This window comes from Roseateles oligotrophus (assembly GCF_014204525.1).
Lineage (GTDB): Bacteria > Pseudomonadota > Gammaproteobacteria > Burkholderiales > Burkholderiaceae_C > Paucibacter_A > Paucibacter_A oligotrophus_A.
This window is the reverse complement of record NZ_JACHLP010000001.1, coordinates 550249-575266: the sequence shown is the minus strand read 5'-3', so window position 1 is coordinate 575266 and position 25018 is coordinate 550249. Positions and strand designations below refer to the sequence as shown.

At 68.1% G+C, this 25018-nt stretch carries 29 protein-coding genes and 1 tRNA gene; 19 read left to right on the top strand and 11 right to left on the bottom strand.

The genetic code is table 11. From position 1 onward, the window contains the following. The first annotated feature begins 10 nt into the window (after window positions 1–10). The 4 genes from HNP55_RS02680 to HNP55_RS02665 all read left to right on the top strand — a co-directional run bounded on the left by HNP55_RS02680 (window position 11) and on the right by HNP55_RS02665 (window position 1650). Window positions 11–106 (top strand) — tRNA-Sec (locus HNP55_RS02680). A 141-nt stretch (window positions 107–247) separates the two neighbouring features. Beyond that, on the top strand, window positions 248–685 hold the full coding sequence (locus tag HNP55_RS02675; RefSeq protein ID WP_184295894.1) for a glycine cleavage system protein H: 438 nt from the start codon (window positions 248–250) through the stop codon (window positions 683–685). Continuing rightward, the gene (locus tag HNP55_RS02670; RefSeq protein WP_184295893.1) at window positions 655–1056 is read left to right on the top strand and encodes a DsrE family protein; all 402 of its coding nucleotides are present in this window, start codon (window positions 655–657) and stop codon (window positions 1054–1056) included. Before HNP55_RS02675 ends, HNP55_RS02670 begins: the two co-directional genes overlap by 31 nt. 12 nt (window positions 1057–1068) lie before the next feature. Beyond that, window positions 1069–1650, top strand: a complete 582-nt coding sequence (locus HNP55_RS02665; protein ID WP_184295892.1) for a nitroreductase family protein — start codon at window positions 1069–1071, stop codon at window positions 1648–1650. Between the two features lie 11 nt (window positions 1651–1661). Here HNP55_RS02665 and HNP55_RS02660 read toward each other — a convergent pair whose 3' ends face one another. After that, window positions 1662–2702 carry a 2-dehydropantoate 2-reductase gene (locus HNP55_RS02660; RefSeq protein WP_184295891.1) on the bottom strand — a complete coding sequence of 347 codons (1041 nt, stop codon included), beginning with the start codon at window positions 2700–2702 and terminating at the stop codon, window positions 1662–1664. After that, a complete protein-coding gene (locus HNP55_RS02655) occupies window positions 2702–3250 on the bottom strand; it encodes a DUF962 domain-containing protein (RefSeq protein WP_184295890.1) in 549 nt (182 codons plus the stop codon). The genes HNP55_RS02660 and HNP55_RS02655 overlap by 1 nt, the downstream gene beginning before the upstream one ends. Before the next feature lie 102 nt (window positions 3251–3352). Between HNP55_RS02655 and HNP55_RS02650 the strand changes: the two genes are divergently transcribed. The 8 genes from HNP55_RS02650 (at window position 3353) to HNP55_RS02615 (ending at window position 13062) form a co-directional block, all read left to right on the top strand. Next, window positions 3353–4123 carry a hypothetical protein gene (locus tag HNP55_RS02650; protein WP_184295889.1) on the top strand — a complete coding sequence of 257 codons (771 nt, stop codon included), beginning with the start codon at window positions 3353–3355 and terminating at the stop codon, window positions 4121–4123. A gap of 200 nt (window positions 4124–4323) precedes the next feature. Continuing rightward, the gene (locus HNP55_RS02645) at window positions 4324–5604 is read left to right on the top strand and encodes an efflux RND transporter periplasmic adaptor subunit (protein WP_184295888.1); all 1281 of its coding nucleotides are present in this window, start codon (window positions 4324–4326) and stop codon (window positions 5602–5604) included. 31 nt (window positions 5605–5635) lie between these two features. Then, window positions 5636–6352, top strand: a complete 717-nt coding sequence (locus HNP55_RS02640) for an ABC transporter ATP-binding protein (protein WP_184295887.1) — start codon at window positions 5636–5638, stop codon at window positions 6350–6352. Continuing rightward, window positions 6352–7716 (top strand): TolC family outer membrane protein, encoded by a 1365-nt coding sequence (locus HNP55_RS02635; protein ID WP_184295886.1) that lies wholly within the window; start codon window positions 6352–6354, stop codon window positions 7714–7716. Before HNP55_RS02640 ends, HNP55_RS02635 begins: the two co-directional genes overlap by 1 nt. Next, a complete protein-coding gene (locus HNP55_RS02630; RefSeq protein WP_221439428.1) occupies window positions 7716–9035 on the top strand; it encodes an ABC transporter permease in 1320 nt (439 codons plus the stop codon). The genes HNP55_RS02635 and HNP55_RS02630 overlap by 1 nt, the downstream gene beginning before the upstream one ends. Window positions 9036–9059: 24 nt before the next feature. Further along, the gene (locus tag HNP55_RS02625; protein ID WP_184295884.1) at window positions 9060–10280 is read left to right on the top strand and encodes an ABC transporter permease; all 1221 of its coding nucleotides are present in this window, start codon (window positions 9060–9062) and stop codon (window positions 10278–10280) included. Window positions 10281–10301: 21 nt separating this feature from the next. Then, a complete protein-coding gene (locus tag HNP55_RS02620; protein ID WP_184295882.1) occupies window positions 10302–11663 on the top strand; it encodes a sigma-54-dependent transcriptional regulator in 1362 nt (453 codons plus the stop codon). Continuing rightward, the gene (locus HNP55_RS02615) at window positions 11641–13062 is read left to right on the top strand and encodes a sensor histidine kinase (protein WP_246448117.1); all 1422 of its coding nucleotides are present in this window, start codon (window positions 11641–11643) and stop codon (window positions 13060–13062) included. The genes HNP55_RS02620 and HNP55_RS02615 overlap by 23 nt, the downstream gene beginning before the upstream one ends. Here HNP55_RS02615 and HNP55_RS02610 read toward each other — a convergent pair. Beyond that, entirely contained in the window at window positions 13034–13603 is a 570-nt protein-coding gene (locus HNP55_RS02610) for a DUF1697 domain-containing protein (RefSeq protein ID WP_184295880.1), read from the bottom strand. The genes HNP55_RS02615 and HNP55_RS02610 overlap by 29 nt on opposite strands. 140 nt (window positions 13604–13743) lie before the next feature. Between HNP55_RS02610 and HNP55_RS02605 the strand changes: the two genes are divergently transcribed. From HNP55_RS02605 to HNP55_RS02580, 6 genes are all read left to right on the top strand, one after another. After that, the gene (locus tag HNP55_RS02605) at window positions 13744–14205 is read left to right on the top strand and encodes a hypothetical protein (protein ID WP_184295878.1); all 462 of its coding nucleotides are present in this window, start codon (window positions 13744–13746) and stop codon (window positions 14203–14205) included. A gap of 93 nt (window positions 14206–14298) precedes the next feature. After that, window positions 14299–14595: a putative quinol monooxygenase gene (locus HNP55_RS02600; protein WP_184295876.1), complete on the top strand. Its 297-nt coding sequence runs from the start codon at window positions 14299–14301 to the stop codon at window positions 14593–14595. 199 nt (window positions 14596–14794) lie between these two features. Further along, the gene (locus HNP55_RS02595) at window positions 14795–15502 is read left to right on the top strand and encodes a DUF502 domain-containing protein (RefSeq protein WP_184295874.1); all 708 of its coding nucleotides are present in this window, start codon (window positions 14795–14797) and stop codon (window positions 15500–15502) included. 70 nt (window positions 15503–15572) lie between these two features. Then, the gene (locus tag HNP55_RS02590; RefSeq protein WP_184295872.1) at window positions 15573–16022 is read left to right on the top strand and encodes a GNAT family N-acetyltransferase; all 450 of its coding nucleotides are present in this window, start codon (window positions 15573–15575) and stop codon (window positions 16020–16022) included. Window positions 16023–16087: 65 nt separating this feature from the next. Beyond that, a complete protein-coding gene (locus tag HNP55_RS02585) occupies window positions 16088–16636 on the top strand; it encodes a YdeI/OmpD-associated family protein (protein WP_184295870.1) in 549 nt (182 codons plus the stop codon). Between the two features lie 183 nt (window positions 16637–16819). After that, entirely contained in the window at window positions 16820–17503 is a 684-nt protein-coding gene (locus HNP55_RS02580) for a PEP-CTERM sorting domain-containing protein (RefSeq protein WP_184295868.1), read from the top strand. Here the strand turns inward: HNP55_RS02580 and HNP55_RS02575 are convergent. The 8 genes from HNP55_RS02575 to HNP55_RS02540 form a co-directional block, all read right to left on the bottom strand. Further along, on the bottom strand, window positions 17495–17875 hold the full coding sequence (locus HNP55_RS02575; RefSeq protein ID WP_184295866.1) for a VOC family protein: 381 nt from the start codon (window positions 17873–17875) through the stop codon (window positions 17495–17497). The genes HNP55_RS02580 and HNP55_RS02575 overlap by 9 nt on opposite strands. Window positions 17876–17905: 30 nt before the next feature. Continuing rightward, on the bottom strand, window positions 17906–18547 hold the full coding sequence (locus HNP55_RS02570; RefSeq protein ID WP_184295864.1) for a class I SAM-dependent methyltransferase: 642 nt from the start codon (window positions 18545–18547) through the stop codon (window positions 17906–17908). 32 nt (window positions 18548–18579) lie between these two features. Next, window positions 18580–19896: a gephyrin-like molybdotransferase Glp gene (glp, locus tag HNP55_RS02565; RefSeq protein WP_184295862.1), complete on the bottom strand. Its 1317-nt coding sequence runs from the start codon at window positions 19894–19896 to the stop codon at window positions 18580–18582. Between the two features lie 24 nt (window positions 19897–19920). Then, on the bottom strand, window positions 19921–20484 hold the full coding sequence (locus HNP55_RS02560; protein WP_184295860.1) for a GNAT family N-acetyltransferase: 564 nt from the start codon (window positions 20482–20484) through the stop codon (window positions 19921–19923). Next, window positions 20481–21140 carry a molybdenum cofactor guanylyltransferase MobA gene (gene mobA / locus HNP55_RS02555; RefSeq protein WP_184295853.1) on the bottom strand — a complete coding sequence of 220 codons (660 nt, stop codon included), beginning with the start codon at window positions 21138–21140 and terminating at the stop codon, window positions 20481–20483. The genes HNP55_RS02560 and mobA overlap by 4 nt, the downstream gene beginning before the upstream one ends. A gap of 3 nt (window positions 21141–21143) precedes the next feature. Further along, window positions 21144–22265, bottom strand: a complete 1122-nt coding sequence (gene moaA / locus HNP55_RS02550) for a GTP 3',8-cyclase MoaA (RefSeq protein WP_184295851.1) — start codon at window positions 22263–22265, stop codon at window positions 21144–21146. A gap of 75 nt (window positions 22266–22340) precedes the next feature. Further along, the gene (locus HNP55_RS02545) at window positions 22341–23300 is read right to left on the bottom strand and encodes an alpha/beta hydrolase (RefSeq protein ID WP_184295848.1); all 960 of its coding nucleotides are present in this window, start codon (window positions 23298–23300) and stop codon (window positions 22341–22343) included. A gap of 154 nt (window positions 23301–23454) precedes the next feature. After that, window positions 23455–24063, bottom strand: coding sequence for a phenylacetic acid degradation protein PaaY (locus tag HNP55_RS02540; RefSeq protein WP_184295845.1), 609 nt, complete (start codon window positions 24061–24063; stop codon window positions 23455–23457). Window positions 24064–24208: 145 nt separating this feature from the next. On the opposite strand from HNP55_RS02540, the gene HNP55_RS02535 reads away from it, so the two are divergent. Beyond that, the gene (locus HNP55_RS02535; protein ID WP_184295843.1) at window positions 24209–25018 is read left to right on the top strand and encodes an enoyl-CoA hydratase-related protein; all 810 of its coding nucleotides are present in this window, start codon (window positions 24209–24211) and stop codon (window positions 25016–25018) included.

Sequence of the window (25018 nt, the reverse complement as noted above, 5' to 3'; positions counted from 1 at the left end):
CGTGTTTTTGGGAGGGGAAACGATCCTGGTGGGTCGGCCGGGCTTCAAACCCGGTGGGTGGCGCCATGCGTCGCTGGGTGGGTTCGACTCCCATTCCCCTCCGCCACAAACCTGTGCTCGCCTACTGCGCGGCCCCATGCGGGCCCTGCGGTGCTCGCCGTACAGGAGTACGGCTGCGCTCCTCGAACCCGCCTGAGCCCGCTCGCTACGGCGCTCCCAGGCTTGTGCAGATACGCCAAACCTCATCATGCTGATCCACGGTCTCCTCATCCCCGACGATTTGCACTATCTGGTCGAGCAGCAGACCTGGGCCAGGCCGTTGCCGGGCGGCGTGTTCCGCCTGGGCATCACGGCCCTGGGGCTGAAGGCTTCGGGGGAGATTTATATGTGCCGGCCCAAGTCCGTGGGCACGGAGCTGGCGCAGGGCCGGGCGATGGCGGTGGTGGAGCTGGCCAAATCGATTGTGTCGGTCAAGACACCGCTGTCGGGCACGGTGCTGCAGGTCAACAAGGCCTTGGAAGAACAGCCGGAGCTGATCTGGCAAGACCCTTATGGCGAGGGCTGGTTGCTGGACTTGCAGGCCAGCGATTGGGTGGGCGAGCAGGCCGCCTTGCTGAGCGGTGAGGCGGCACGCCAGCCCATGGAGCAATACGCATGGCTGAATCAAATCAAACCACAGACGTGAGGGGCATCGCCCTGTTGCTGTGGGCGGCCGAACCGAGCGCGCCCGAGCGCCTGGTCACGCCTTTCTTCCACGCCGCGGCGGCGGCGGCCATGGACCTGGAGGTGGAGATTTATTTCACCGCCCGCTCGGTGCTGCTGCTGCAGCCCGGCGTGGCCGCCGGCCTGCGCGCTTCGGAGCGGGTGGACAAGACGGTCTACCAGGCCATGCAGGAGGCCGTGGCGCATGGCGCCCGCCTGCTGGCCTGTACCGATGCCCTGCATGCCCAAGGCCTGAGCCGCGCGGGGCTGATCCCCGAATGCTCGGGCCATGGCGGCGCGGTGCAATACATGGCGCGGGTGGCCGATCCGGCCTGGCGCGGCTTGGTATTTTGAAGAGACATGGACATGACTGATAAAGCAAGCGGCCAGGCCGCCCTGCAGGCGCTGCTAAGCCGTTACTCCGTCGGCCCCAAGCACTTGCAAGAGCCCGGCCCCGGCCGGGACGAATTGGCCTTGATGGCCCAGGCCGCTCTGCGCGCACCCGACCACGGCGAGCTGCTGCCTTTTCGTTTCAAGATCGTCCAGGGCGCGGCGCGTGAGCGCATGGCCCAGCTGTTTGCCGCGGCCGCGCGCGCGGCCGGCAAGGACGAGGCCGCCGCCGCGCTGGACGCCGAGCGCGCCCTGCGCCCGCCCGTTAGCGTGGCCGTGCTGGCCCGCATCGATCTGGGCCACCCCCAGGTGCCGGCCCATGAACAATGGGCTTGCGTGGGCGGGGCGCTCAGCAATTTTCTGACTGCCGCGCATCTGCTGGGTTATGGCGGCAAGATGCTGTCCGGCGCCAAGGTGCGCGACCCCGGCATCCAAGCCGCTTTTTGTGACCCCGGCGAGACCTTGCTGGGCTGGATCGCGCTGGGCACGCCGCTGCGCCGGCCCGCCGGCCCCTCGCGCAAGGGCGGGGTGGATCAGGCCTTGCAGGACTGGGCCTGAGAGCCTGTGAGTCAGGCCTGTAAGGCCGACAGCAATTCCCCGGGCGCGTAGCTGCGCCCTTGCCGCTCGGGCCAGGCCTGCACCAGCGCGACCATGCGGCGGTTCAGCGGCGCGGCGCGGCCCAGCTTGTCCGCCAGGCGGACCAGCTCGCCGCACAAGGCATCGATCTCGGTCGGCCGGCCCAGGTGCAGATCGTCGGCCATGCTGGAGCGCGCATGGGCGTCGATCTTGAGCATGCGGGCCGCCAGCAGGCGGAATAGCGGCGAGGGCAGGCGTAAGACCTGCGGCAGGTAGCGCGGGGGCAGGGGTGTCATCGGCGCCGGTTTGATGCCAGCGGCGGCCAGCAGCTCCAGGGCCTCTTCCTGCAAGGCCGCGAAACAGCGGCGATAGCCCCGCTGCAACAGCTCGGCACGCAGGGGCAGGCCCGACAAGGCATTGACAGGGTTGTTCAGATTCAGCAGCAGCTTGCCCCATTGCACGGCCTGCATGGCGGCCGCCGTGGGCAGCAGTTGCAGGCTCAGGCCCTGGCCTTGCCAGGCTTTTTGCAAGGCTTGCAGGGCGGCTTCGTCGGCGCGGCCCTGCAGCCGCAAGACCCCCGCCGTGCCGCGATGGAATTGCCCGGGCGAGAGCTCGGCCACATTGAAGGGCACCATGCCGGCACGCCAGTCCAGCGCGGGGGCCAGGGCCTGCGCCAGCGCCGTATTGCCCACGCCGTTCTGCATGGACAGGACCAGGCTGCCCGCGGGCAGGGTGGCTTGCAAAAGGGCGGCGGTCTCGGCCGTGGCCCCGCTCTTCACGCACAGCAGGGTGAGGTCGGGCTGCAGGCCGGCGGGCGGGCCGGCTTGGTGCAGATGCTGTTGCAGCGCCGTGGCCGGCAGATGCTGGCTGGCCTGGCCCAGGCCGCTCAAGGTCAGGCCTTGTTCGCGCAAGGCCTGCAGCACGCGCGGCCGCCCGACAAAGTCCACCTGCCAGCCGGCCGCAAGCAGCAGGCCGCCGAGATAACAGCCTATGCTGCCGGCGCCCATGACCAGGGCGCGGGGCCGGGCTTGCATCAGGCCAGCGGCCGCGCCAGGTCGCGCAGATGGGTGGGGCCGACGCGGCGCTCGATCTCGCCCAGCAGCTCACGCCCCCAGCCCAGGGCGAACAAGGCCTCGCCGACGACGAACATCGGGCCCACCAGCAGGCCCACCAGATCGTCGACAAAAGCGGGTTTCTTGCCCTCGTAGTAATGGCCGATGAACTGGAGCACCCAGCCCAGCGCAAAAAGCCCTAGGCCCCAGGCCAGCCAGGCGCCGGCGCTGCCGGCGGCCAGGGGCTCGGCCAGGGCGAAGAGCAGGCCGTTGAGCAGGCTGGTCGTCAGGCCTAACACCCAGTTGCCGCGGGTCAGATACCAGAGCGTGCTGGCGATCCAGGTCAGGCCGGCGGGGGTGAAGGTCCAGCCCCCCGGCAGGCTCAGGCTCAGCCGGGACAGCAGCACGCCGAGGGCAAACACGATCAGCGGGATGCCGACGAAATGGGTGGCGATATTGCGCTGGTCGCGGTGGTAGCTGGCGTATTGGGCCATCAGGTCCAGGGCCGGGCGGAATGCGGTGGAGGCCATGCGGTATCCCCTTGGGTATCAGGCTTTGCGGGCTTGTCGCCATGCTAGTCGATGCGGGCAGGTCCGCGCTGTCAGAATCGAGCCACTTTTTCGGCCGTTCTCATGCTGCATCGTTTCCACCCCCATGCTTTCCGTGCCCTGTTGCTGCTGGCCTTGCTGAGCCTGGCGGCATGCAGCAGCCCGGCGCCCAGGCCGCCGGTGGCCGAAGCCCGCGAGGCTGATCCGGTATCAGTGTTGAATAAGCGTTATGCCGAGCTGAAGGCCGGGCAGGCGGGCAGCCATCTGTACCGCCTGGACGCGGCCGCATCTCACCTGCACATCCATGTGTTCCGCGCCGGCCGGGCGGCCGGCCTGGGGCATAACCATGTCTTGAGTGCGCCGCGCCTGCAGGGCCGGATCTGGCTGCCTGCGGCGGCCTTGCAGGGCGGCGCCCAGGCCTTGGCGCCCGGCCAGGCCGAGTTTTTGTTGCGCCTGGACGAGTTGCAGCTGGACGAACCGGCCCTGCGTGCGGCCCTGGGCCCGGGCTGGGCCAGCACGCTCTCGGCCGAGGCGGTGGCGGCGACCCGGGCCAATATGCTGGCGGGCCTGCAGGCCCAGGCCTACCCCTGGGTGCGCTTGCGCGCCCTGCGCCTGGTGGGCGAGGCGCCCAAGCTGGCGTTGGAGGTGGAGATCGAGCTGCATGGCCAAAGCCGTCGCCAATGGCTGGCCGTGGAGGCCGGGCTGGAGCCGGACCGGCTGCGCCTGCGCGGCGCCCTGGTCTTGCGGCAGACGGATTTTGGCCTGCAGCCTTTCTCGGTCGGCGCCGGCCTGCTGGCGGTGGCGGACGAGCTGCTGCTGGCCTTCGATCTGCTGGCCCGGGCCGAGGGCGGCTGAGGGCGGCGGCCTGTCCGCCACTGTCCGGCGCGGGCCGCGGCACTGTCCAGCACTGTCCGCGGACACCGGCGCCGCGCCGGCCGCCGGCGCCAAGTGCTTGTCCCGCCTGGGAAAGCGGCTCGAACACAAGCTGGCACGCGGCTTGCAAAGAAGGGGGCAGTCCCGCGTTCAGCGGCTTGGCCAGCAAACCCTTCAAATCCATGATTCGAGACACTTCCGCACAAGACCAGGTTCTGCAAGCCGCCCCGCGGCGCCTGAAGAAATGGGCCGGGCTGGGGGCCGCCCTGGCCACCCTGGCCTTGCTGGCCTTGCTGGCCTGGGCCGCGCCCTCGTTGCGCCAGCAGCTCGGCGCCGCCGAGAGCTTCAAGCGCGAGCGCCTGACCCTGGCCACGGTGGAGCGGGGCAGCTTGACCCGCGATGTGGCGGGCGAGGGCAAGGTGGTGGCGGCCGTCAGCCCCACGCTGTATGCGGCCAATGCCGGCACGGTGAGCCTGGCCGTGCAGGCCGGCGATTCCGTCAAAAAGGGTCAGGTCTTGCTGACCCTGGCCAGCCCGGATCTGCAGGCCCGGCTGGCCCAGGAGCGCTCCAATGCCGATGGCTTGAAGAGCGAGGCCTTGCGCGCCGAGGCCGCCGTGCGGCAAAGCCAGGCCCAGGCGCAGAGCGCGCTGGACACGGCCGCCATCGCCTACAAATCGGCGCAGAACGATCTGGCCCGCCAGGCCCAGGCCTTTGCGGCCGGCGCCACGGCCAAATCGCAGATGGACCAGGCCGGCGATGCCCTGGCCCGCGCCGAGGTGGTCTTGAAGCAGGCCCAGTCCTTGCAGGGCCTGCAACTGGACGCCACCCGCTTCGAGTTGCAGGCCAAGCGCCAGGCCCTGGAGCGCCAGCAACTGCTGGTCAAGGACCTGGAGCGCCAGCTGGACGAGTTGCGGCTGCGCTCGCCGGTGGACGGCCAGGTCGGCCAGCTCTTCGTCAGCGAGCGCATGAGCGTGGCCAAGGACGGCAAGCTGCTCTCCGTCATCGACCTGTCCGCCCTGGAGGTGCAGATGCAGGTGGCCGAGAGCTTTGCCCGCGAGCTGCAGGCCGGCATGCCCGGTGAGATCACGGGTAACGGCAAGCAGTGGGCCGGCAAGGTCAGCTCCATCTCGCCCGAGGTGGTGAACAACGAGGTGGCGGCCCGGCTGCGCTTTGATGGCGCGCTGCCGGAGCAGCTGCGCCAGAACCAGCGCCTGTCGGTGCGGGTGCTGCTGGACCGCCGCGAAGGCGTGCTGACCCTGGCGCGCGGCAGCTTCATCGAGGAAGGCGGCGGCCACAGCGCCTATGTGCTGCAGGACGGCCAGGCGGTCAAACGCGCCATCCGCCTGGGGGCGCAAGGTCTGGCCAAGGTCGAGGTGCTGGAGGGGCTCAAGCCCGGCGAGCAGGTGGTGGTGTCGGGGGCGGACGCCTTCCGCGGCGCCGAGCGCGTGACGATTGCGAATTGAATCTAGTCAAACAAACACAAGGAGTGAAGACATGCTGAAGATGACATCGCTGGCCAAGGTCTACCGCACCGAGATGGTGGAAACCTATGCCTTGCGCGACTTCAATCTGACGGTGGGGGCGGGCGAGTTCGTCGCCGTCACCGGCCCCTCGGGCTCGGGCAAGACCACTTTTCTGACCATCGCCGGCCTGCTGGAGGCCTTTAGCGGCGGCAGCTATTGGCTGGACGGGGTGGACGTCAGCCAGATGGACGATGACCGCCGTTCGCGCATACGCAACGAGAAAATCGGCTTCATCTTCCAGGCCTTCAATCTAATCCCCGATCTGTGCGTGCTGGACAATATCGAGGTGCCGCTCAGGTATCGCGGTATGCCGGCGGCCGAGCGCAAAAAGCGCGCCACCGAGGCCCTGGCCCGGGTCGGCCTGTCGGCCCGCGCCAAGCACTATCCGGCCGAGTTGTCGGGCGGCCAGCAGCAGCGCGTGGCGATTGCCCGCGCCCTGGCCGGCAGCCCCAAACTGCTGTTGGCGGACGAGCCCACCGGCAATCTCGACAGCCAGATGGCCCGCAGCGTGATGGACCTGCTGGAGGAGCTGCACCGCGAGGGCGCCACCATCGTGATGGTGACCCACGATCCGCAGCTGGCCGCCCGCGCTCAGCGCAATGTGCATGTGATCGACGGCCAAGTGGTGGACATCGCCGCCGAGCTGCCCGGCCTCAAGCTGCCCGGCCTCAAACTGGAGGCGGCGTGATGCCCAGGCCCCAATCATCCGGGCCCACGTACCGGCCGCGTCGCTACGGGGGGCTGCTGCTGGCCCTGCTGGGCTGTGCCGCCGGCCTGGCCCTGGCCTGGCCGCGCAGCAGCCAGGCCGAGGACTTGCTGCAGGTCTACGCCCGCGCCCGTGGCAGCGATCCGGTGCTGGGCCAGGTGCTGGCCGCGCGCGGCGTGCAGCAGGAGCAGGTCGTACAAGCCCGTGCCGGCCTGCTGCCGCAGTGGAAGGCCGAGGCCACGCAAAGCCGTCTGGCCAGCGATGGCAGCCGCCGCAGCGAGCTCAGCAGCCGGCTGAGCCAGGTCTTGCTGGACCTGGGCCAGCTGCGCAGCTGGGATGCGGCGCAGACGCAGTTGTCGGCCCAGCAGGCGCGCCTGCTTGCGGCCGAGCAGGCCTTGTGCGCCCGCGTCGCCACGGCCTATTTCGCCGTGCTGATGGCGCAGGCCAGCTTGCACACCGTCCAGGCCAACGAGGCCGCTTTCGCCGAGCAGGTCAGGCAGGCGCAAAGCCGCTTCGAGGCCGGCCTGTCGGCCCAGGTGGACGTGGACCAGGCGCGCACCTACCACGCCCTGGCCCAGGGCAATGGCCTGGAAGCGCAGGAGGCCTTGGCCGATGCGCGGCAGGCGCTGCGCCAGGTCAGCGGGGAGGGCGGCGATGCTGCCGCCCTGGCCCCGCTGGCCGTCGAACTCAAGCTGGCTGCCGAGCCCGGCGGCGACGAAGGCGTCCAGGCCTGGGTCGAGCAGGCCCTGCAGCACAACCCCGGGCTGCAGGCCTTCGCCCTGGGCCTGGCTGCTGGCGAGCAGCGGGTGGCCGCGGCCCGCGCCGCCCACCTGCCCACGCTCAGCATGGGGCTGGACAGCGCGCGTTACGACAATCGGCCCGGTCAGGCCAGCGACGGCAATGAAGGGCGCTGGGCCCATACCCTGGCCCTGCGTTTGACGATACCGCTGTTTGCCGGCGGCGCCACCGAGTCGCAAAAGCGCCAGGCGCTCTACCAGCGCGATGCCGCCCGCGAGGAGCTGGAGGCCGCCCGCCGCGCCCTGGTGCGCGAGACCCAAGCCCAGTACCAGGCGCGCCAGACCAGCCGGGCCCAGCTGCAGAGCACGGCCCGCGCCGTGGCCGCGGCCAGCCAGGGTCTGGCCGCCACCCGCGCCGGCCAGGCCCTGGGCACGCGCACGATGACCGATCTCTTGCTGGCCATCCAAAGCCAGTCGGCCGCGCAACAGGCTTATCAGCAGGCGCGCCACCGCCACGTCCTGTCCACCTTGCTGCTGCAGCAGGCGGCTGGCCAGCTGGGTGAGGCGGAGCTGGCCGCCGTCAATCTTCTTTTGCAGGGGAATTCCTGATGTTTGCCTCGATGTTTGCCTACTACCTCGATCTGGCCCGCCGCAGCTTCCGGCGCAGCCCCGGCCTGAGCGTGCTGATGGTGCTGGCCCTGGGCCTGGGCATAGGCGCTTGCATGACCACGCTGAGCGTCTACCACGTGCTCTCGGCCGACCCGATCCCGAGCAAGAGCGCCCGCATGCTGAATGTGCAGCTGGACGCCGAGAACCGCGGCGGCGACTACAAACCCGGCGCCGAACCGACCCTGCAGCTGACCCGTTATGACGCCGAAACCTTGTTGCGTGAGAAGCGCGGCCAGCGTCAGGTGCTGATGACGGGGGGGTACGTCCCGCTGCAGGCGGAGGACACCAAGATCAAGCCCTTCTTCGCCCCCTCTCGCTTTGCCTCGGCCGATTTTTTCACCATGTTCGAAGCGCCTTTTGCCTACGGTGCGGGCTGGGACGCCCAGGCCGACGCCGAGGCCGCCAGAGTGGTGGTGATTTCCGCCCAGCTCAATGAACGCCTGTTTGGTGGCGGCGACAGCCGGGGCCGCACGATCACGGCCAAGGGCGTGCCGCTGCGGGTGATTGGCGTGCTCAAGCCCTGGCGGCCGGTGCCGCATTACTTCGACCTGACCCAGGGCAAGTACAGCCAGGGGGCCGAGCTATTCCTGCCTTTTCAGACCGCCATGCAGCTGCGCTTTGGCAGCTCGGGCAATATGAATTGCTGGGGCGAGGCCAACCCGGCCGACCGGCGCGCCCTCAACGCGCCCTGCGCCTGGTTGCAGTACTGGGTGGAGCTGGCTAGCCCGGCCGATGTGGCGGGCTATCGCGACTATCTGCAGCAGTATTCCAAGGCCCAGCTGGAGGCGGGCCGCTTCCAGCGCCCGCCCAATGCGCGGGCCAGGCCTGTGATGGACTGGCTGGTGCAGCAGGAGGTCTTGCCCGCGGACGTGAAGCTGCAGGTCTGGCTGGCATTCGGCTTTTTGCTGGTCTGCCTGACCAATACCGTGGGCCTGCTGCTGGCCACGGCCCTGCGGCGCTCGGGCGAGATCGGGGTGCGGCGCGCCCTGGGCGCCACCCGCAAGGACATCTTTGCGCAGTTCCTGGTCGAGGCCGCTGCGCTGGGCATGGCCGGCGGCGCCTTGGGCGTGCTGCTGGCCTGGGGTGGGCTCTGGCTGGTGCGCTTGAGTCCGAATAGCTATGCCGCCCTGGCGCAGATGGATCTGTCCATGCTGGGCCTGAGTCTGCTGCTGTCCTTGCTGGCCAGCGTGGCCGCGGGGCTGCTACCGGCCTGGCGCGCCGCCGGCGTGACGCCGGCCCTGCAATTGAAGACCCAATAAAACTCCCAGGGAGACCGACCCATCATGGACTTGATGCCTATTCTTTCCACCCTGCGCCGCCACAAGACGGCGGCCGCCCTGATCGTGCTGGAGATTGCGCTGAGCTGCGCCATCGTCAGCAATGCCTTGCACCTGATCTCGCAGCGCATGGATTCTCTCCAGCAGCAAAGCGGCCTGGTCGAGGCCGAGTTGCTGGCGCTGGATGTCGCTGGCATCACGCGCAGCGAGGACGCGGACGCCACCAGCGTGCGCGATCTGCAAGCCCTGCGGGCCCTGCCCGGCGTGCGCGGGGCCGCGCTGGTCAATCAGGTGCCTTACGGCAATAACAGCAGCTATAGCGGCGTCAGCACCCAGCCCGGCGAGGCCGTCGCCAAGGAAGAGGCGGCGACCTATATCGTCGGCGAGACGGCCCTGGAGGTGATGGGCTTGCGCCTGCTGGAAGGGCGGGACTTTCTGCCGCAGGAATACCAGCTGCAGTCCAAGGTGGAGCACGACCCTGAGATGGCCGTGCCCGCCGCCATCATCAACCGGGCCCTGGCGCAAAAGCTGTTCCCCGGCCAGTCGGCCCTGGGCAAGGCCATTTACATCTTTGGCGACAAGCCGCAGACCGTTGTGGGCGTGGTGGAGCGCTTGCAGCCGCCCCATCCCAAGAGCGGCACGGCGCTGAAGGAGCAGGCCGCTTTCCTGATTCCGGTGCGGCCCAGCTTTGCCAGCGGCAGCTATCTGCTGCGGGTGGACCCGGCCCGGCGCAGCGAACTGCTGAAACAAGCGGTAGGCACGATAGAGCAGGTGGATGGCCGCCGCATCATCAACCGCAAGCAAACCCTGAGCGAGATGCGCGAGGCCTACTTTGCCCCCGACAAGGCCATGGTGGGCCTGCTGGCGGGGGTTTGCGTGGCCCTGCTGGTGGTGACGGCCTTTGGCATCGTCGGCCTGGCCAGCTTCTGGGTGCAGCAGCGCAGCCGCATGATAGGCACGCGCCGCGCCCTGGGCGCGACCCGGGGCCAGATCCTGCGCTACTTCCAGACCGAGAATCTGCTGCTCTCCCTGCTGGGCATCGCCCTGGGCATGTTGGGGGCCTATGCCCTGAGCCTGCTTCTGATGCAGAGCTATGAGATGCCGCGCCTGCCCTGGAGCTATCTGCCCATAGGCGCTGCGCTGCTGATCCTGCTGGGCCAGCTGGCCGTGCTGGCCCCCGCACGTCGGGCGGCGGCCCTGCCGCCGGTGGCCGCTTTGCGCATGTAAACGACGTTATCCTCCTCGCCCATGCGCAGCGTTCTGATCATTGACGACAACCCCGGCGTGGGCGAGGCCCTGAGCCTGCTGCTGTCCTTGCAGGACATCAGCAGCCACTACGCCGCCAGCCCGGCCGCCGGCCTGGCCTTGCTGGCCCGCGAGCCTGTGGACCTGGTGATCCAGGACATGAACTTCACGGCCGACACCACCTCGGGCGAGGAGGGCGTGGCCTTGTTCCGCGCCCTGCGCGCGCGCTGCCCCGATCTGCCGGTGATTCTGCTCACCGCCTGGACCAGGCTGGAGAGCGCCGTGGCCCTGGTCAAGGCCGGTGCGGCCGACTATCTGGCCAAGCCCTGGGACGACCGCAAGCTGCTGGCCACGGTGGAGAACCTGCTGGAGCTGGCGCAGAGCAATCGTGACTTGCAAAACCAGCGGCAGCAGCGCGAGGCCAGACGCGCGGCCCTGGCCGAGCGCATCGATCTGCACGGCCTGGTGTTTGCATCCGACGCCATGCTGGCCACGCTGGAGCTGGCGGCCCAGGTGGCGCGCACCGAGCTGCCGGTGCTGGTCAGCGGCCCCAATGGCAGCGGCAAGGAAAAGGTGGCGGCCATCGTGCATGCCAACTCGGCCCGCCGCGGCGGCCCCTTCGTCGCGCTGAACTGCGGCGCGCTGCCGGCCGAGCTGATCGAGGCCGAACTCTTCGGCGCCGAGAGCGGCGCCTTCACCGGCGCGCACAAGGCGCGCGAAGGGCGCTTCGAGGCGGCGCATGGCGGCACGCTCTTCCTGGACGAAATTGGCACCTTGCCTCTGGCCGGTCAGGTCAAGCTCTTGCGGGTGCTGGAGACGGGGCGCTTCGAGCGCCTGGGCTCTAGCCGCACGCGCGAGTCCAATCTGCGCATCATCAGCGCCACCAATGCCGACCTGAAAGCCATGGTGGCCCAGGGCACGTTCCGCGAAGACCTGTACTACCGCCTCAATGTCTTCGAGCTGCGCCTGCCGGCCCTGGCCCAGCGGCGCGAGGACATCCTGGCCCTGGCCCGGCATTTCCTGGCGGGATCGGGCGCGCAACTCTCCGACGCCGCCAGCGAGGCCTTGCAGGCCCACGCCTGGCCCGGCAATGTGCGCGAACTCAAGAATGTGATGGCCCGCGCCGCCCTGCTGGCGGGCGAGGGCTTGGCGATCACGCCTCAGCACCTGGGCCTTGAGGTGCCGGCGGCTGCGTCGATAACGCGCAATCTGGACGAGCCCAGCCGCGCGGCCGTGCTGGCGGCGCTGAGCCAGCAGGGCGGGGTGGTCAGCCGCGCGGCCCAGCAGCTGGGCCTGTCGCGCCAGGCTTTGTACCGGCGGATGGAGCGTTATGGATTGAGCGATGGCCTGGACCCAGCTGCCTGATCTGTTCAGCCTCAGCCTGCGCCAGCGTCTGTTCCTGCTGCTGATGTTGACGGCCGTGCTGGCCCTGGCCGCGCATGCCGCCATCGTCGTGTGGCCGCTGCCGCCGGTGCTGGCCTGGCTGCAGCGGCACTGGGGCTGGACCTGGGGCCCGCCCGCGCCCTGGAGCCTGGCCTCCCTGGCCCTGAGCCTGGCCCTGGTCCTGCCCCTGTTGCTGGCGCTGGCCTTGCGGGTGATGGCGCCGTTGTTGCGGCTCTTGCGCGCGCTGGAGGGCGCGGTGCTGAGCTACCGGGATGGCGACTTCAGCCTCTCGCTGGCCACCAGCGGCCCCGAGGCGCGCGGCGAGCTGGGCACGCTGCTGCGTTTGCATAATGAGTTAGGCCTGGCCTTGCGCGAGCAACGCCAGCAACTGGCCCAGCGCGAATTGCTGCTGGACACGGTGGTGCAGAACACGCCCCTGGCCCTGCTGCTCTGCGACGAGCAGGGCCGCATCGCCTATGCCAATATCGCCGCCCGCGCCCTGCTGGCCGGCGGCCGCAGCCTGGGCGGCGGCTCTCTGCAGGAGCTGCTGGTCGACGCGCCCGAGGCCATGCGCAGCGCCCTGGTCGGCCGGCAGGACCAGCTCTTTTCGGTGGAAGAGGGCGGCATGGAGGAGCGCTACCACCTGTCGCAGCGCGCCATCATCCTGCAGGGTCGGCCGCACCGCCTGCTGCTGCTGCGCCGCATGACGCACGAGCTGTCGCGCCAGGAGGTGGCCAGCTGGAAGCGGGTGATACGCGTCATCAGCCACGAGCTGAACAACTCGCTGGCGCCGATCTCCTCGATGGCGCACAGCGGCAGCGAGCTGCTGCGGCGCGGCCAGCCGGAGCGGCTGCCCCAGGTCTTGCAGAGCATTGGCAGCCGGGCCGCCCATCTGCACCAGTTCCTGTCGGCCTATGCCCAGTTCGCCAAGCTGCCCCAGCCCCTGCTGGCGCCGGTGGACTGGCCGGCATTTCTGGACGGCCTGGCGGCGCACCAGAGTTATGTGCTGGAGGGCGAGCTGCCCAGCCGCAGCGCCTGCTTTGACGCGGGCCAGATCGAGCAGGCCTTGATCAATCTGATCAAGAACGCCCATGAAGCAGGAGGGCCGGCGGACGTCGTGAGCCTGCGGGTGGAATGCCCCAGCCGTCAGCATTCGCAGCAGCTGCGCCTGATCGTGTCGGACCGCGGCCCCGGCATGAGCGAGGCCGTGCTGGCCCAGGCCTTGCTGCCTTTTTATTCCACCAAGCGCAGCGGCGGCGGCACCGGCCTGGGCCTGGCCCTGGCCCGCGAGATCGTCGAGGCGCACGGCGGGCGCATCGCCCTGGCCAGGCGTGAGGGCGGTGGCCTGCAGGTCAGCCTGGTGCTGCCTTTGCTGGATTGAGCAGCTCCAGCAGCTTGCCCAGCGTGGCCCAATTGCGGCTGGTGCAAAGGCCTTGACGCAAGAGCTCCTTGGCCAGGCGGCTCTCCAGAATCCCGCCGCTGCACCAGAGATAGGCCGCCTGCTGGCCCAGTGCGAATTGGTCGGGCGACCAGTCCTGGGCCTGCAGCGGGGCCAGGGCCGCGAGGCCGTCCGTGTCAGGCGCGAAGGCCAGCAGGAACTGCGAGGCCTGCGCCACAGCGGCCGGAAAAGGGTTGGCCTGCATGGCCTCGCGCAAGGTCTGGCCGCTGATGACGATGACTTCGGCATGGAAGCCGGCATGGGCTTGCACGGCGGCGCAGATTTCGGAGGCGATGCGGCTCAGCTCCTGGGCCTCGCTCCGGCCTTTTTTGAAGTTAGCCTCGAAGACGACATTGCCGCTGTTCAGCAAGGTCTTGACCTGGCCGTGGCCCAGACCCTCCAGCAGGCCGCGCAGATCGGCCATGGCGATGCGCTTGGCTTTGCCGACATTGATGCCACGGAGCAGGGCGATGCAGGATGGCATGTGGGGATCGAGTTATGTGTTGATGGAGAAGGGCTGGCGAAACTGGGCGATGGGCGCATTCATCGCCAAGGCCGGGGCCCGGCAGCTCTGGGATTTGCCGCTATTCTGAAGCCCAGACGTTTTTGCCCCCCTCTCTCTCTATGAATTTCATTCTCAAGCCCCTGGCCCTGGCCACCGTTCTCTCCCTCACCTTGTTCAGCGTGCCGGCCTCGGCCGCCACGTTGACGGAGCAGGCCAGCACCTGCCTGGCCGACAGCACCAATGGCAAGGATCGCAAGGATCTGGCCCGCTGGATCTTTCTGGCCATGGCCACGCATCCCGAGATCAAGAACCTCTCCGCCGCCACGCCCGAGGCGGCCGACCAGGCCTCCAAAACCGCCGCAGCCCTGTTCAGCCGTCTGCTGGCCGAAAATTGCGCGACCGAGCTGCGTGCCCTGGTCAAGGCCGAGGGCACGGGCGCCATGAAAAAAGCCTTCGAGTTCCTGGGCCAACTGGCCATGCAGGAGCTGATGAGCAACCGCGAGGTCGCGGGCAATCTTGTTGCCTTTGAGCGCTATGTGGACATGCCCAGGATCACGCAGGCCTTGACGCCGGAGAAATGAGCGCCTGGCTGCCCAGCGGCTGGACGCGACTCCGCGCCGGAGCGGCGCTTGGGCGCTGCCCGTGGGGCGGCCGAGACCGTGCTAAAAAGCCGTATGGAAAAAATTGCACTCGTCGTCAGCCTTGAATTTGAACCCGCGTCCAAGACGCCATTTTTGCAGGCCTTGCTCGAGCACAGGCAGCGCAGCCTGGCCAACGAAGCAGGCACGCTGCAGTTCGAGGTCTTGAGTCCCGGCGACTCCCTGAGTTCACTGGTCTTGTATGAGCTGTACGAAAGCGCAGAGGCGCTGAAGGCCCACGATGAGGGCGCCAGCCTGGCCTTGTTCAAGCAGCAGGCCGGGCCCTTCATCACCCAGATCTCGGTTCAGCGCTGTGCCGTCCTGGGGGCGTGATCGGGGCCTGGGAATGGCTGCGGCGGCCTTGGGGCAGGCGTTGGATTGCTTGAACCCATCCGCAAGTTCTGGGTCTTCCATTTTCCCTCCCAAGCATTCAAGCACCAGGGCTAGCCATTGGCCGCCTCCAAGATTGATCTTCGGTACAGGCGAGCAGTCCAGCGCTTAGCATCGCCGGTTTGTCCGGCATTCTCTGCCCATGAAACCTTTTGTGAAGTCCACCCAAGCCCATTTGCTGCGCACGCTGCTGACCGGTGCCCTGGCCGTGCTGCCCCTGCTTGCCACGCTGATGCTGGTGGGCTGGGTGATCTCGCTGCTGGCGCGTTTTCTGGGACCGGGCAGTGCGGTGGGCGCGGTGCTGGGCAGCCTGGGTCTGCGGGTCACCGAATCCGAGGGCCTGGCCTATGCCCTGGGCCTGGGCCTGGCCCTGCTGCTGATCTATCTGCTGGGCCTGGTGGTGGAGACGCAGCTGCAGCGCCGCGTCAAGCAGGCGCTGGAGGGTTTGATCAACCGTATTCCCGTCATCAGCACGGTCTATGACTTGCTGAGCCGCATGGTGGAGCTGATGGCCAAGCGCGATGCCCAGGGCGTGGGCGCGATGACGCCGGTGTGGTGTCATTTCGGCGGTCCCAAGCCGGCCGGCAGCGAGGGCGGCGCGCGGGTGCTGGGCCTGCTGTCCACGCCCGAGCCGGTGCTGCTGGAGGGTCAGCCCTATCTGGCCGTTATCCTACCCACCGCGCCGGTGCCGGTGGGCGGCGGCCTGCTCTATCTGCCGCAGCGCTGGGTGACGCCGGCCGATGTGGGAGTGGATGGTTTGAGCAGCCTCTACCTCTCGCTGGGGGTAACCAGTGCCGAGGTGCTGGGGAAGAAAGCGGCTACGGTGCCGCAGGCCCATCCGCCTGCATGATTAAACTGAGTTGATGTCAGCCCCGGCCTGCGGAGGCAGGCTTCACCGCAAGAAACCTTGAGCACGCCAAATGCTAGCCAACACGACCGATGAGGGCTATGAACTCAGCGCGGACAAGCAGCGCCTCGATGTGGCCGCCATCCACGCCTATCTGACGCAGAGCTACTGGTCGCCGGGCATCCCGCGGGCGTTGGTGGAGCGTGCCATCGAGGGTTCCTTGTGCTTTGCCGTCTTTCATCGGGGCCAGCAAGTGGGTTTTGCCAGGGTGGTCACCGACAAGGCCAGCTTTGCCTATCTCGCGGATGTGTTCATCCTCGAAGCGCATCGAGGCCAGGGCCTGTCCAAACGGCTGATGGCCTTTGTCTTCGCCCATCCGGACCTGCAAGGACTCCGGCGCTTCATGCTGGCCACCCGGGACGCGCATGGCTTGTACAAGCAGTTCGGGTTCACCGAGCTGGCCAGCCCGGCTCGCTTCATGGAGCGGCATTGCCCTAATGTGTACAGATCGGTCCAGCCCTAGCGCTAACAGGCCCTAGGAGTCGGCGCTTCCCGGTAGCACAAGCAAGATCTGCAAGGTGACTTGAAATGAGCAAAACAGCCCCGTTCACATTCCAGGCCCGGCTATGCCGTCCGGCGCAGCCGGGCAAGGACGAGTCCTGGGCTTTTCTTGTGCTGCCCAAAGCCGCGAGCGACATCTTGCCGAGGCGTGGCAGGACCTCGGTCGATGGCCGCCTCAACGGCCACTCTTTTCAAGCCACGCTTGAACCGGATGGCCAGCTGAGCCACTGGCTCAAGGTGAGCCAGGCACTGCGCGAGCTTGCCCAGGTGGAGCCTGGGGCGGTGGTCACCGTTCAAATTGCTCCGGCCGATCCAGAGCCGGAGCCGCAGCTGCCCGCCGACCTGCGCGAGGCACTTGCCGCATGCCCGGCGGCCCAGGCGGCCTGGGAGGGCACGACGACGCTCGCGCGCCTTGACTGGATACATTGGCTCGAGTCCGCCAAGCAAGCCAAGACCCGAAGCAGCCGGGTGGCGGGCGCGCTCGACATGCTCTCTGCCGGCAAGAAGCGGGTCTGCTGTTTTGATGCCTCAGGTTTTTACAGCAAGAGCTTGAGTGCGCCGCAGGCGGCGGACTGAGTTTGGGTGGGGCGCTGATGGCCAAGCGCGACGTCCAGGGCGTGGGCGCAATCCGGGTGACCGGCGTGCAGATATCACGCCAAGCCCGTATTCCTGCCCCGCAGTCCCTGCGCAAGGGACAGACGGCCGGCCCGCATCTGCGCACACTGCGGCTACCCGCTAGACAAGCTTCGGAGCCGCAACGTGAAAACCAAGCCATCCGCCCGCCCCCTGCGCCTCGCCGCCAGCCTCGGCCTGCTGGCCTGCATAGGCACAGCGTTCGCTAGCCCCGTCACGATGACGGGCTTCACCCAGGGCTATGAGGCCATGGACACCAGCATGTCGGGCTGGGTGGGCGTGGGCCAATTCACGGGCCGCGCGGACTTCGGCCGCGGTCAGGAAACGCTGATCACTTTTTGCACCGACATCTACCAGAACTTCTACTGGAACGTCGGCTACGACTACACCTTGGTGGCCAATGGCACGGTCCATGGCTTCAGCAGCCAGGAAGCCGATCTGCTGGGCCGGCTCTACACCGTGGCCGGCGCCATTGACAGCACGGTCAAGAGCGTGGCCTTCCAGCTCTCGATCTGGGAAATCCTTTACGACCAGCCCCAGCAGCTCAGTCTCACTGGCGGCAACTTTGCGCTCGAATCGGGGGGCAGCCAGGCCGTGCGCCAGCAGGCCGCCAGCTGGTTGGGCCAACTGCCCGGGGTCAGCAGTGCTTATTCGGTGGAGCGGCTCTACAGCCCGGTGGCGCAAGACTTCATCATCGCCACACCCCAGCCCGGAAAGCCCAGCGCCGCCACCGTGCCCGAACCCGCCGGCTGGGCCCTGAGCCTGCTGGCATTGGCGGCCATGGGGTGGGTGAGGCACCGCTCAACCTAGCAGTCGCCAGGGCGGAAAGCGCCGGTTCTCGCCTGCCCAGTAAAGGCAGATCGTGTTCCCGGTGGGGTCGCTGAGTCGCGCCTCTCGCCAGAGCCATGGCTCGTCCCTGGGCAGCTGATCGAAGGCGTAGCCCCGTGCTTGCAACTGCCCAACCTGGGCATCAAGCTCGTCGCATTCAAAGTAGACGACTGCAGACGCTCCCTGGGGCGCTGTCATGGTTTGATGCAAAGACAGGGTGGACTCCCCGTCAGAGGTCTCAAGCCGCGCGTAGTGCGGCAGCGCCTTCACGATGAGGCGAAGCCCGAGGCCTTGGTAGAACGCGATGGAGGCCTCAACGTCGAGTGCAGGGAGGGTGATTTGATTGAGGCGCATGGGATGTTGGGCGCTTGAGTCTGAGCGGGATCATTTGGGTGAGGCTCTTGCTCGTACAAGCACATCCTCGGTTTTGACGCTGGCATTCGCCGGACTCGGGATTTGATGCGTCTGCTCGATCACAAAGCCGGCGTGTTGCATCATTTGTTCAATTTCCTGGCTGCGGCGATAAAAGCTGAATACCCGGTCGCCTGCCGCATTGCATTGCGCGCCGGTCAGCGCCGGCTCGCCTGCTACCGTAGCCAGCAGCAGGGCAGCACCGGGGCGCAGCAGGCGATGCAACTCCGACAGCACGAGCCGGGCATCCGTATCGTCAAAATAGCTCAGGCCAAAGAAGAACGCCGCTGCATCAAACAGGCCTGGAACGGTAGAAAGATCACGGCAATCGGCCTGTTGAACCTGAACGCTAGCAACAAGTCGCGTGGCTTCAGCCAACATCTGCGGCGAGCGGTCTACGCACCAGACTTCGGCCTCGGGCCGTTTGCGGCGAATAAAGGCCGAGACAGTGCCCGGGCCACAAGCAAGGTCAAGAAAGCGCACGGAACCCAGCGGTGTGGCCTCGGCAATCCAAGCAAAGAAATGGTCGTAGTCGCTCAGAGCGAAATACCGCTCTGCGTAGCGCGCGGCGTTCTTGTCGAAGGTGGCGACGGATTCTGCGTTGTAGTCCTGCATGCGGTATTCGATCAATCGGGTGGGTATGACTCCTAGGCCAGGCCCTCAAACGGCCACACCTCCACCAGTTCCCCCGCCGCCACATCCTCTTGCTCATGGCCCAGCACCACCAGGCCGTTGGCCGCGCTCATGCTGGACAAAATGCCCGAGCCCTGATTGCCGGTGATGGCGACCTGCCAGCGGCCGTCCGCGCGGCGGCTGACGATGCCGCGCTGGTATTCGCTGCGGCCGGGCTTTTTGCGCAGGGCTTGGTTGCTGATGGCTTGCAGCGTTAGCAAAGGCTCGGGTGTCGCTCCGCTCAGCTGCAGCAAGGCCTGGCGCACAAAGGCGTAGAAGGTGACCATCACCGCCACCGGGTTGCCGGGCAGGCCGAACATCAGGCAGTTGCGGCCATCTGTTTGGGCGATGCGCCCTATGGCCAGCGGGCGGCCGGGCCGCATGGCGACGCGCCAGAACAGCACATCGCCCAGCTCGGCCATCACGGCCTTGGTGTGGTCGGCCTCGCCCACGCTGACGCCGCCGGAGCTGATCACCGCGTCGGCCTCGGCCGCGGCGCGGCCAAAGGCGGCGCGCAGGGCGGCGGGCTCGTCGCGCACCAGGCCCAGGTCCAGCACCTCCACGCCCAACTGCTCCAGCAAGGCGCACAAGGTGTAGCGATTGCTGTCGTAGAGGCCACCGGCTTCGGGGTTCTGGCCCAGTTCGCAAAGCTCGTTGCCGGTGGACAGCACGGCCACCTTGAGGCGGCGCCAGACCTGCACCTGGGCCAGGCCCAGGGAGGCGAGCAGGCCGATGTCGGCCGGCTTCAGGCGGCGGCCGGCGGCCAGCGCGACGCCGCCCTGGCGCAGGTCCTCACCGGCGCGGCGGCGGTTGTCGCCGGCGCGCAGCAGCTTGGGTGGAATGCTGATCTGGCCATCGTCCAGGGCGTGGGTGAACTCCTGCGGCACGACGGTGTCCAGGCCCGCGGGCATCAGGGCGCCGGTCATGATGCGCTGGCAGCAGCCGGCGGGCGGCTCGGCCGCTGCGGTCTGGCCGGCCAGGCTGGTGCCCAGCACGCGCAGCCGGGTCGGGCCCTCGGTTTGCAGATCGCTGGCGCGCAGGGCGTAGCCGTCCATGGCGGAGTTGTCATGCGCCGGCACATTCAGCGGCGAGATGACATCCGCCGCCAGCACCCGGCCCAGCGCCTGGCGCAGGCCCACGGTTTCCTGTGCTCGGATCTGGACCTGGGGCGGCGGGAGCAGGGACTGGATGAATTGCTGGGCGAGCTCCACCCGCAAGGCCTGGGGGTCATAAGCTGCCAGGCGAGCGGCAATTTCGGCGAGGGATTCTTGGACGTGGGTGGGGCTGGGCATGTGCAGGGGCGGGCGATCAGTCAGTCAGGAGTGCAGACGCAGACTCATCAAGTCCTTGTCGAGGATGCGGCCGTCGGCCAGGCGGATGGCGCCGGGCAGACGGCCATGGCGCTGGAAGCCGCAGCGCTCGTAGAGCTTGATGGCCGCGGTATTGCTGGAGGTGACGCTGAGCGTGACCAGCTCCAGCACCGCTTCGCCGCGCAGCAGGGTCAGGCTGCGGCTGAGCAATTGGTGGCCCAGGCCCTGGCCGTGCAGATCGTCGCGCACCATCATGCCGACGATGTGGGCGACATGCCTCACCTTGAGCCTGGCCTCGTGTTCGCAGCTGATGGCGCCCACCAGTTCGGGTCCCACCCAGGCCAGCAGGGTGAACAGGCAGTGGCCGCCATTGCCGCCGCTCAGGCGGCTGCGGTAGCTGTCGGCATCGCGCAGCAACTCGGTCTCGTAGTCGGAGGTGAAGGCCTCCGGGTGGCGCGCCAGCATGGCATCGCGCAGGCCTTTGTAGGCCGCCAGATCGGCCGTGTGCATGGGCCGGATCTGGGCGTCGGGTTTGGGCGACCAGGCGGCGGGGGGGGCGGGGCTGCTCATGAGGGCGGTGCGTCGGGCAACAGGGTTTGCAAGGCCTGCAGCTCGCTCAGATGGTTGGCGTTGAAAAAGGCCTGCGCATCGCCGGGCGCGTCAAAGGGCACGAGCACATGGTTCTGGGCGCGCAGCCAGGTGTCGATCTTGCGGCCGCCGCCTTGCAGATAGGCGGCCAAGGAGGTCTTGAGCGAGGCGCGCAGCAGGCAGAAGACCGGCTGGATCTGCGGCCGTGGCGGCTCGCCCGGCGCGGCGTCCTGGGCGTTGACGCTGAGGGGCACGGCCAGATCGGCGCCGGCCGCCAGCGCGGCGGTGGCCAGGCGCTCGGCCAGATCGCTGGGCAGCATGGGCGTGTCGCAGGGGGCGCTGAGCAGCCATTCGGTCTCGCAGGCCTGCAGGCCGGCCAGCAAGCCCGCCAGCGGGCCGGCAAAGCTGTCGTCGGCATCGCTCAGCACCGGCAGGCCCTGGGCGGCATAGGCCGGCAGATTGCGGTTGGCATTGATCAGCAGCGGGCCGACCTGGGGCCGCAGGCGGGCCAGCACCCATTCAAACAGGGGCCGGCCGCGCAGCGGCTGCAGGCCTTTGTCCACGCCACCCATGCGGCTGCCGCGGCCACCGGCCAGCAACAGGCCGGTGATGTCGGCCGAGGCGATGGCAGCAGTCATGGCTCAGCCGCCGATGTAATGCATCTCGACCCGGCGCTGGGCGGGGGCGGGATTTTGACCGCTGGCGCGCAACTGCGAGTAGCGGTCGCTGCGCTGGCTCCACAGGCCGCGCAAGGCCTGGGTGAGGGCGGCGTCATCCTGCTTGACGCCTGAGTTGTCGCGCAAGAGGCCGCGCAGATCGGCGCCCTGGTGGGCGAACAAGCACATGAAGAGCCGGCCCTCGGTGGACAGGCGGGCGCGGTTGCAGTCGCCGCAAAAAGCCTGGCTGACGCTGGAGATCAGGCCGATCTCGCCACCGCCGTCGGCATAGGCCCAGCGCTGCGCCGTCTCGCCGGGCGCGCTGGCCTGCAAGGGCTGCAGGCGGAACTCGCTCTGCAGCAGGGCCAGCACATCGCGCGAGGGCAGCACCTCGGCCATCTGCCAGCCATTGCTGGCGCCCACGTCCATGTACTCGATGAAGCGCAGCGTGATGCCGCTGCCGTGGAAGTGGCGGGCCATGGGCAGGATCTGGTCCTCGTTCGTGCCGCGCTTGACCACCATATTGACCTTGATGGGCCCCAGACCCACGGCCTGGGCGGCGGCGATGCCGTCCAGCACCTCGGCGACCGGGAAGCCCACATCGTTCATGCGCTGGAACTGGGCGTCATCCAGGCCGTCCAGGCTGACGGTGATGCGCTGCAGGCCGGCGTCCTTCAAGGCCTGCGCCTTCTTCGTCAGCAAGGAACCGTTGGTGGTCAGCGTCAGGTCCAGGGGCCGGCCTTCGGGCGTGCGGATCTGGGCCAGCATGGCGACCAGTCTTTCGATATGCCGGCGCAGCAGCGGCTCGCCGCCGGTGAGGCGCAGTTTCTGCACGCCCTGGGCCGCGAAGACGCGGGCCAGGCGGGCGATTTCCTCAAAGCTGAGCAGATCTGCATGGGGCAGGAACTCGTACTGCTTGCCGAATACCTCCTTGGGCATGCAGTAGCTGCAGCGGAAGTTGCAGCGGTCCGTCACCGAGATGCGCAGATCGCGCAGCGGCCGGCCCAGGCTGTCCAGCAAGGGCCCGTCCGGCGGGGGGGCGGCCCAAGCGTCGGGCAGCAGGGGACGCAGGCGCTGGTCGACGATGGGAATGGTGCGGGCTGTCATGCAGCGATTGTGCCCGCTGATGGGGGCGTCCAAGCCGCGGCAGGGGCTTGCTCGATGCGAGGGGCTTGATTCAGGTCAAGAGTTGCAGGCGCTTACGCCCGCCTCGCGCGCAAACCAGCCCTGCAAGCAAGCCAGCAACTGCGGGGCGAGCGGCAAGGCGTCGGTGCTGGGGCCGCCCAGCAGCCGTGCCTGGCCCTCGCAGGCCACCAGATGGTGGACCATGTTTGGTATGAGCCGGTACTGGGCGGGCTGCTGGAGCAGGGGCAGCAGGGCTTCGACGCTGTCGGGCGGGCATTGCAGGTCTTTCTCGCCGGCCAGCAGCAGCATGGGGCAGGGGACGGCCCGGTAGAGCGGCGCGATCTCCAGCTCGATGAGTTCGCGCAGCCAGCGGGCGCTGACGCGCGTCAGGCCCATGCGGGCCGTGCCGCCGTCCAGTGTGCGCACATGGGCCAGCTGCTTTTGCAGGCGTTGGCTGAAGGGGCCGAAGAGGCGGTTCAAGCCGCGCAGCAGCACACCGTCCAGGCCCGGCGCCTGGGCCACTTCCCGTTCCAGCTGCAGGTACTGCTGGATCAGCATGGTGTGTGCGCCCTGGCCAAATGGGCAGAGCTGGATGAGGGCGCGCGGCGCCGGGTTGAGCCGGGCCGATAACTGGGCGGCGATGGCCGTGCCCTCGCTATGGCCCATCAGGTAGATGCGTTCGTGGTCGCAAAAGGGTGTATTGGCCAAATGCTCCCAGCAGGCCTGGCCATCGTCGACCAGATCCTGGTAGCCGGTGGCGAGGAAGTCGCCGCCGCTGGCGCCCACACCCCGTTTGTCGTAGCGAAAACTGGCGACGCCGTAGCCGGCCAGCGCCTGGGCGAGCTTGGCGTAGAGGCTGCCGCCGGCACCGCCGAGATTGCCGTCCCTGTCCACCGGGCCGCTGCCTTGCAGGATCAGCACCAGGGGCATGCGGTCACCGCCGCCGGGCAGGCAGAGCTTGCCCTTGAGCGCAAAGCCCTGGCGCTGCACGGTCAGAATTTGCTCAGAGAGGCCCATTGCGCTGCGTTTGGACCGAGGGTCCGGAAAGTCCAGGCGACTGGAATCGTAACGCCTAAACTGATCGGTCAACTTGGTAGTTCATTCGGCAAAAAACCTGGCCAAGCGGGTGCTGATGAGCGGCGGCCGGTGGCCGTGGCGCAGAACGGCTGCGTCAACTTTTGTCGCGCTTGCTGGCCACCAGGGTTTTGGGCCCTTGCACCTGCAGGCGCGGCCGATGGGCTTCCTCTTCGGCCAGGGGCTGGACCTCGACCAGGCTGGCCTGGCAGCGCAGGGTCAGGTCTTGATAGGTTTGCGTGCCCTGCAGCTTCCAGCGGATTTCGTCCTCGCTCAAGGTCCGCAGGACCTTGGCGGGCAGGCCGGCGATCAGCGACTTCTCGGGCAGCTTGAGCCCCGCACGCACAAAGGCGCAGGCGGCCACGATGCTGTAGGCGCCGACCTCGGCCTCGTCCATCACCACCGCATTCATGCCCACCAGGGCGTCATGGCGGACCACGCAGCCATGCAGCACGGCGCCGTGGCCGATATGGCCATTGGTCTCGACGATTGTTTCGGAGTCGGGGAAGCCGTGGATCACGCAGCTGTCCTGCACATTGACGCCGGCCTGCAACACGATGCGGCCGAAGTCCGCACGCAAGGAGGCGCAAGGCCCGATATAGCAGCCGGGGCCGACGATCACATCGCCGATCAACACGGCCGTGGGGTGCACATGGCTGCTGGGATGGACGACGGGGGTGACGCCATCGATGGCATAGCTGGGCATGGGTTGACTCGCTGATTGAGGGTTATCACTGAGGCGCCTGACTTGCGCTAAATCAAAGCCGAGCCTACGATCTACCGACCGGTCGGTCAATAGTGTTGATCTTCCTCAAGCAAGCACACCTTACTCTCCAGCCTAGCCCAAAGCCATGCCAGAAACGCAAATCCTCTCCAGCCAAGAAGGCGCGGTGTTGACGCTGACGCTGAACCGCCCGCAGGCGCTGAATGCATTCACCTCCGGCATGTTGAGCGAATTGCGCCAGGCCCTGGATGCGGCCGCCGCCGATGCCAGCGTGCGCTGCGTGCTCATCACCGGCGCCGGCCGTGCCTTCTGCGCCGGCCAGGATTTGTCCGATCCCATGGTCAAGCCCGCCGAGGCGGGTGACGCCGAGCAAACGCCCAAGGACATCGGCCTGCTGCTGGACGGCTTCTACATCCCCCTGGCCCAGCGCCTGCGCAGCATGCCGGTGCCGGTGGTGGCGGCGGTGAACGGCGTGGCGGCCGGTGCCGGCGCCAATTTCGCCCTGGGTTGCGACCTGGTGCTGGCGGGTCAATCGGCCAGCTTCATCCAGGCCTTTGCCAAGATCGGCCTGGTGCCGGACTGCGGCGGCACCTGGCTGCTGCCCCGCCTGGTGGGCCGCGCCCGTGCCCTGCAACTGGCCTTGCTGGGCGAGAAGCTGCCGGCCGAGGCCGCGCAAGCCATGGGCCTGATCTACCAATGCCTGCCCGATGAGGAGCTGGCAAGCGCCGCCCAGGCCCTGGCTCAGCGCCTGAGCCAGATGCCGGTGCGCGCCCTGGCCGAGACCCGCCGCGCCATCGACGCCGCCGGCCTGCTGGACTTTGACCAGGCCTTGCAGCAGGAGGCCAGGCTGCAGAGCCGCCAAGGCTTCAGCGCCGATTACAAGGAAGGCGTGCAGGCCTTTATGCAAAAGCGCGCCCCCAAGTTCACCGACCGCTGA

Excerpts from the sequence above, each read along its gene's own strand:
- HNP55_RS02605 (WP_184295878.1), top strand. The coding sequence starts at position 13,744 with ATGAATTTCATTCTCAAGCCCCTGGCCCTGGCCACCGTTCTCTCCCTC.
- HNP55_RS02675 (WP_184295894.1), top strand. The coding sequence starts at position 248 with ATGCTGATCCACGGTCTCCTCATCCCCGACGATTTGCACTATCTGGTC.
- HNP55_RS02600 (WP_184295876.1), top strand. The coding sequence starts at position 14,299 with ATGGAAAAAATTGCACTCGTCGTCAGCCTTGAATTTGAACCCGCGTCC.
- glp (WP_184295862.1), bottom strand. The coding sequence starts at position 19,896 with ATGCCCAGCCCCACCCACGTCCAAGAATCCCTCGCCGAAATTGCCGCT.
- HNP55_RS02575 (WP_184295866.1), bottom strand. The coding sequence starts at position 17,875 with ATGCGCCTCAATCAAATCACCCTCCCTGCACTCGACGTTGAGGCCTCC.
- HNP55_RS02655 (WP_184295890.1), bottom strand. The coding sequence starts at position 3,250 with ATGGCCTCCACCGCATTCCGCCCGGCCCTGGACCTGATGGCCCAATAC.
- HNP55_RS02585 (WP_184295870.1), top strand. The coding sequence starts at position 16,088 with ATGAGCAAAACAGCCCCGTTCACATTCCAGGCCCGGCTATGCCGTCCG.
- HNP55_RS02615 (WP_246448117.1), top strand. The coding sequence starts at position 11,641 with ATGGCCTGGACCCAGCTGCCTGATCTGTTCAGCCTCAGCCTGCGCCAG.
- HNP55_RS02610 (WP_184295880.1), bottom strand. The coding sequence starts at position 13,603 with ATGCCATCCTGCATCGCCCTGCTCCGTGGCATCAATGTCGGCAAAGCC.
- HNP55_RS02545 (WP_184295848.1), bottom strand. The coding sequence starts at position 23,300 with ATGGGCCTCTCTGAGCAAATTCTGACCGTGCAGCGCCAGGGCTTTGCG.
- HNP55_RS02595 (WP_184295874.1), top strand. The coding sequence starts at position 14,795 with ATGAAACCTTTTGTGAAGTCCACCCAAGCCCATTTGCTGCGCACGCTG.
- HNP55_RS02665 (WP_184295892.1), top strand. The coding sequence starts at position 1,069 with ATGACTGATAAAGCAAGCGGCCAGGCCGCCCTGCAGGCGCTGCTAAGC.
- HNP55_RS02590 (WP_184295872.1), top strand. The coding sequence starts at position 15,573 with ATGCTAGCCAACACGACCGATGAGGGCTATGAACTCAGCGCGGACAAG.
- moaA (WP_184295851.1), bottom strand. The coding sequence starts at position 22,265 with ATGACAGCCCGCACCATTCCCATCGTCGACCAGCGCCTGCGTCCCCTG.
- HNP55_RS02645 (WP_184295888.1), top strand. The coding sequence starts at position 4,324 with ATGATTCGAGACACTTCCGCACAAGACCAGGTTCTGCAAGCCGCCCCG.
- HNP55_RS02620 (WP_184295882.1), top strand. The coding sequence starts at position 10,302 with ATGCGCAGCGTTCTGATCATTGACGACAACCCCGGCGTGGGCGAGGCC.
- HNP55_RS02625 (WP_184295884.1), top strand. The coding sequence starts at position 9,060 with ATGGACTTGATGCCTATTCTTTCCACCCTGCGCCGCCACAAGACGGCG.
- HNP55_RS02630 (WP_221439428.1), top strand. The coding sequence starts at position 7,716 with ATGTTTGCCTCGATGTTTGCCTACTACCTCGATCTGGCCCGCCGCAGC.
- HNP55_RS02535 (WP_184295843.1), top strand. The coding sequence starts at position 24,209 with ATGCCAGAAACGCAAATCCTCTCCAGCCAAGAAGGCGCGGTGTTGACG.
- HNP55_RS02570 (WP_184295864.1), bottom strand. The coding sequence starts at position 18,547 with ATGCAGGACTACAACGCAGAATCCGTCGCCACCTTCGACAAGAACGCC.
- HNP55_RS02635 (WP_184295886.1), top strand. The coding sequence starts at position 6,352 with ATGCCCAGGCCCCAATCATCCGGGCCCACGTACCGGCCGCGTCGCTAC.
- HNP55_RS02660 (WP_184295891.1), bottom strand. The coding sequence starts at position 2,702 with ATGCAAGCCCGGCCCCGCGCCCTGGTCATGGGCGCCGGCAGCATAGGC.
- HNP55_RS02650 (WP_184295889.1), top strand. The coding sequence starts at position 3,353 with ATGCTGCATCGTTTCCACCCCCATGCTTTCCGTGCCCTGTTGCTGCTG.
- HNP55_RS02670 (WP_184295893.1), top strand. The coding sequence starts at position 655 with ATGGCTGAATCAAATCAAACCACAGACGTGAGGGGCATCGCCCTGTTG.
- mobA (WP_184295853.1), bottom strand. The coding sequence starts at position 21,140 with ATGACTGCTGCCATCGCCTCGGCCGACATCACCGGCCTGTTGCTGGCC.
- HNP55_RS02640 (WP_184295887.1), top strand. The coding sequence starts at position 5,636 with ATGCTGAAGATGACATCGCTGGCCAAGGTCTACCGCACCGAGATGGTG.
- HNP55_RS02540 (WP_184295845.1), bottom strand. The coding sequence starts at position 24,063 with ATGCCCAGCTATGCCATCGATGGCGTCACCCCCGTCGTCCATCCCAGC.
- HNP55_RS02560 (WP_184295860.1), bottom strand. The coding sequence starts at position 20,484 with ATGAGCAGCCCCGCCCCCCCCGCCGCCTGGTCGCCCAAACCCGACGCC.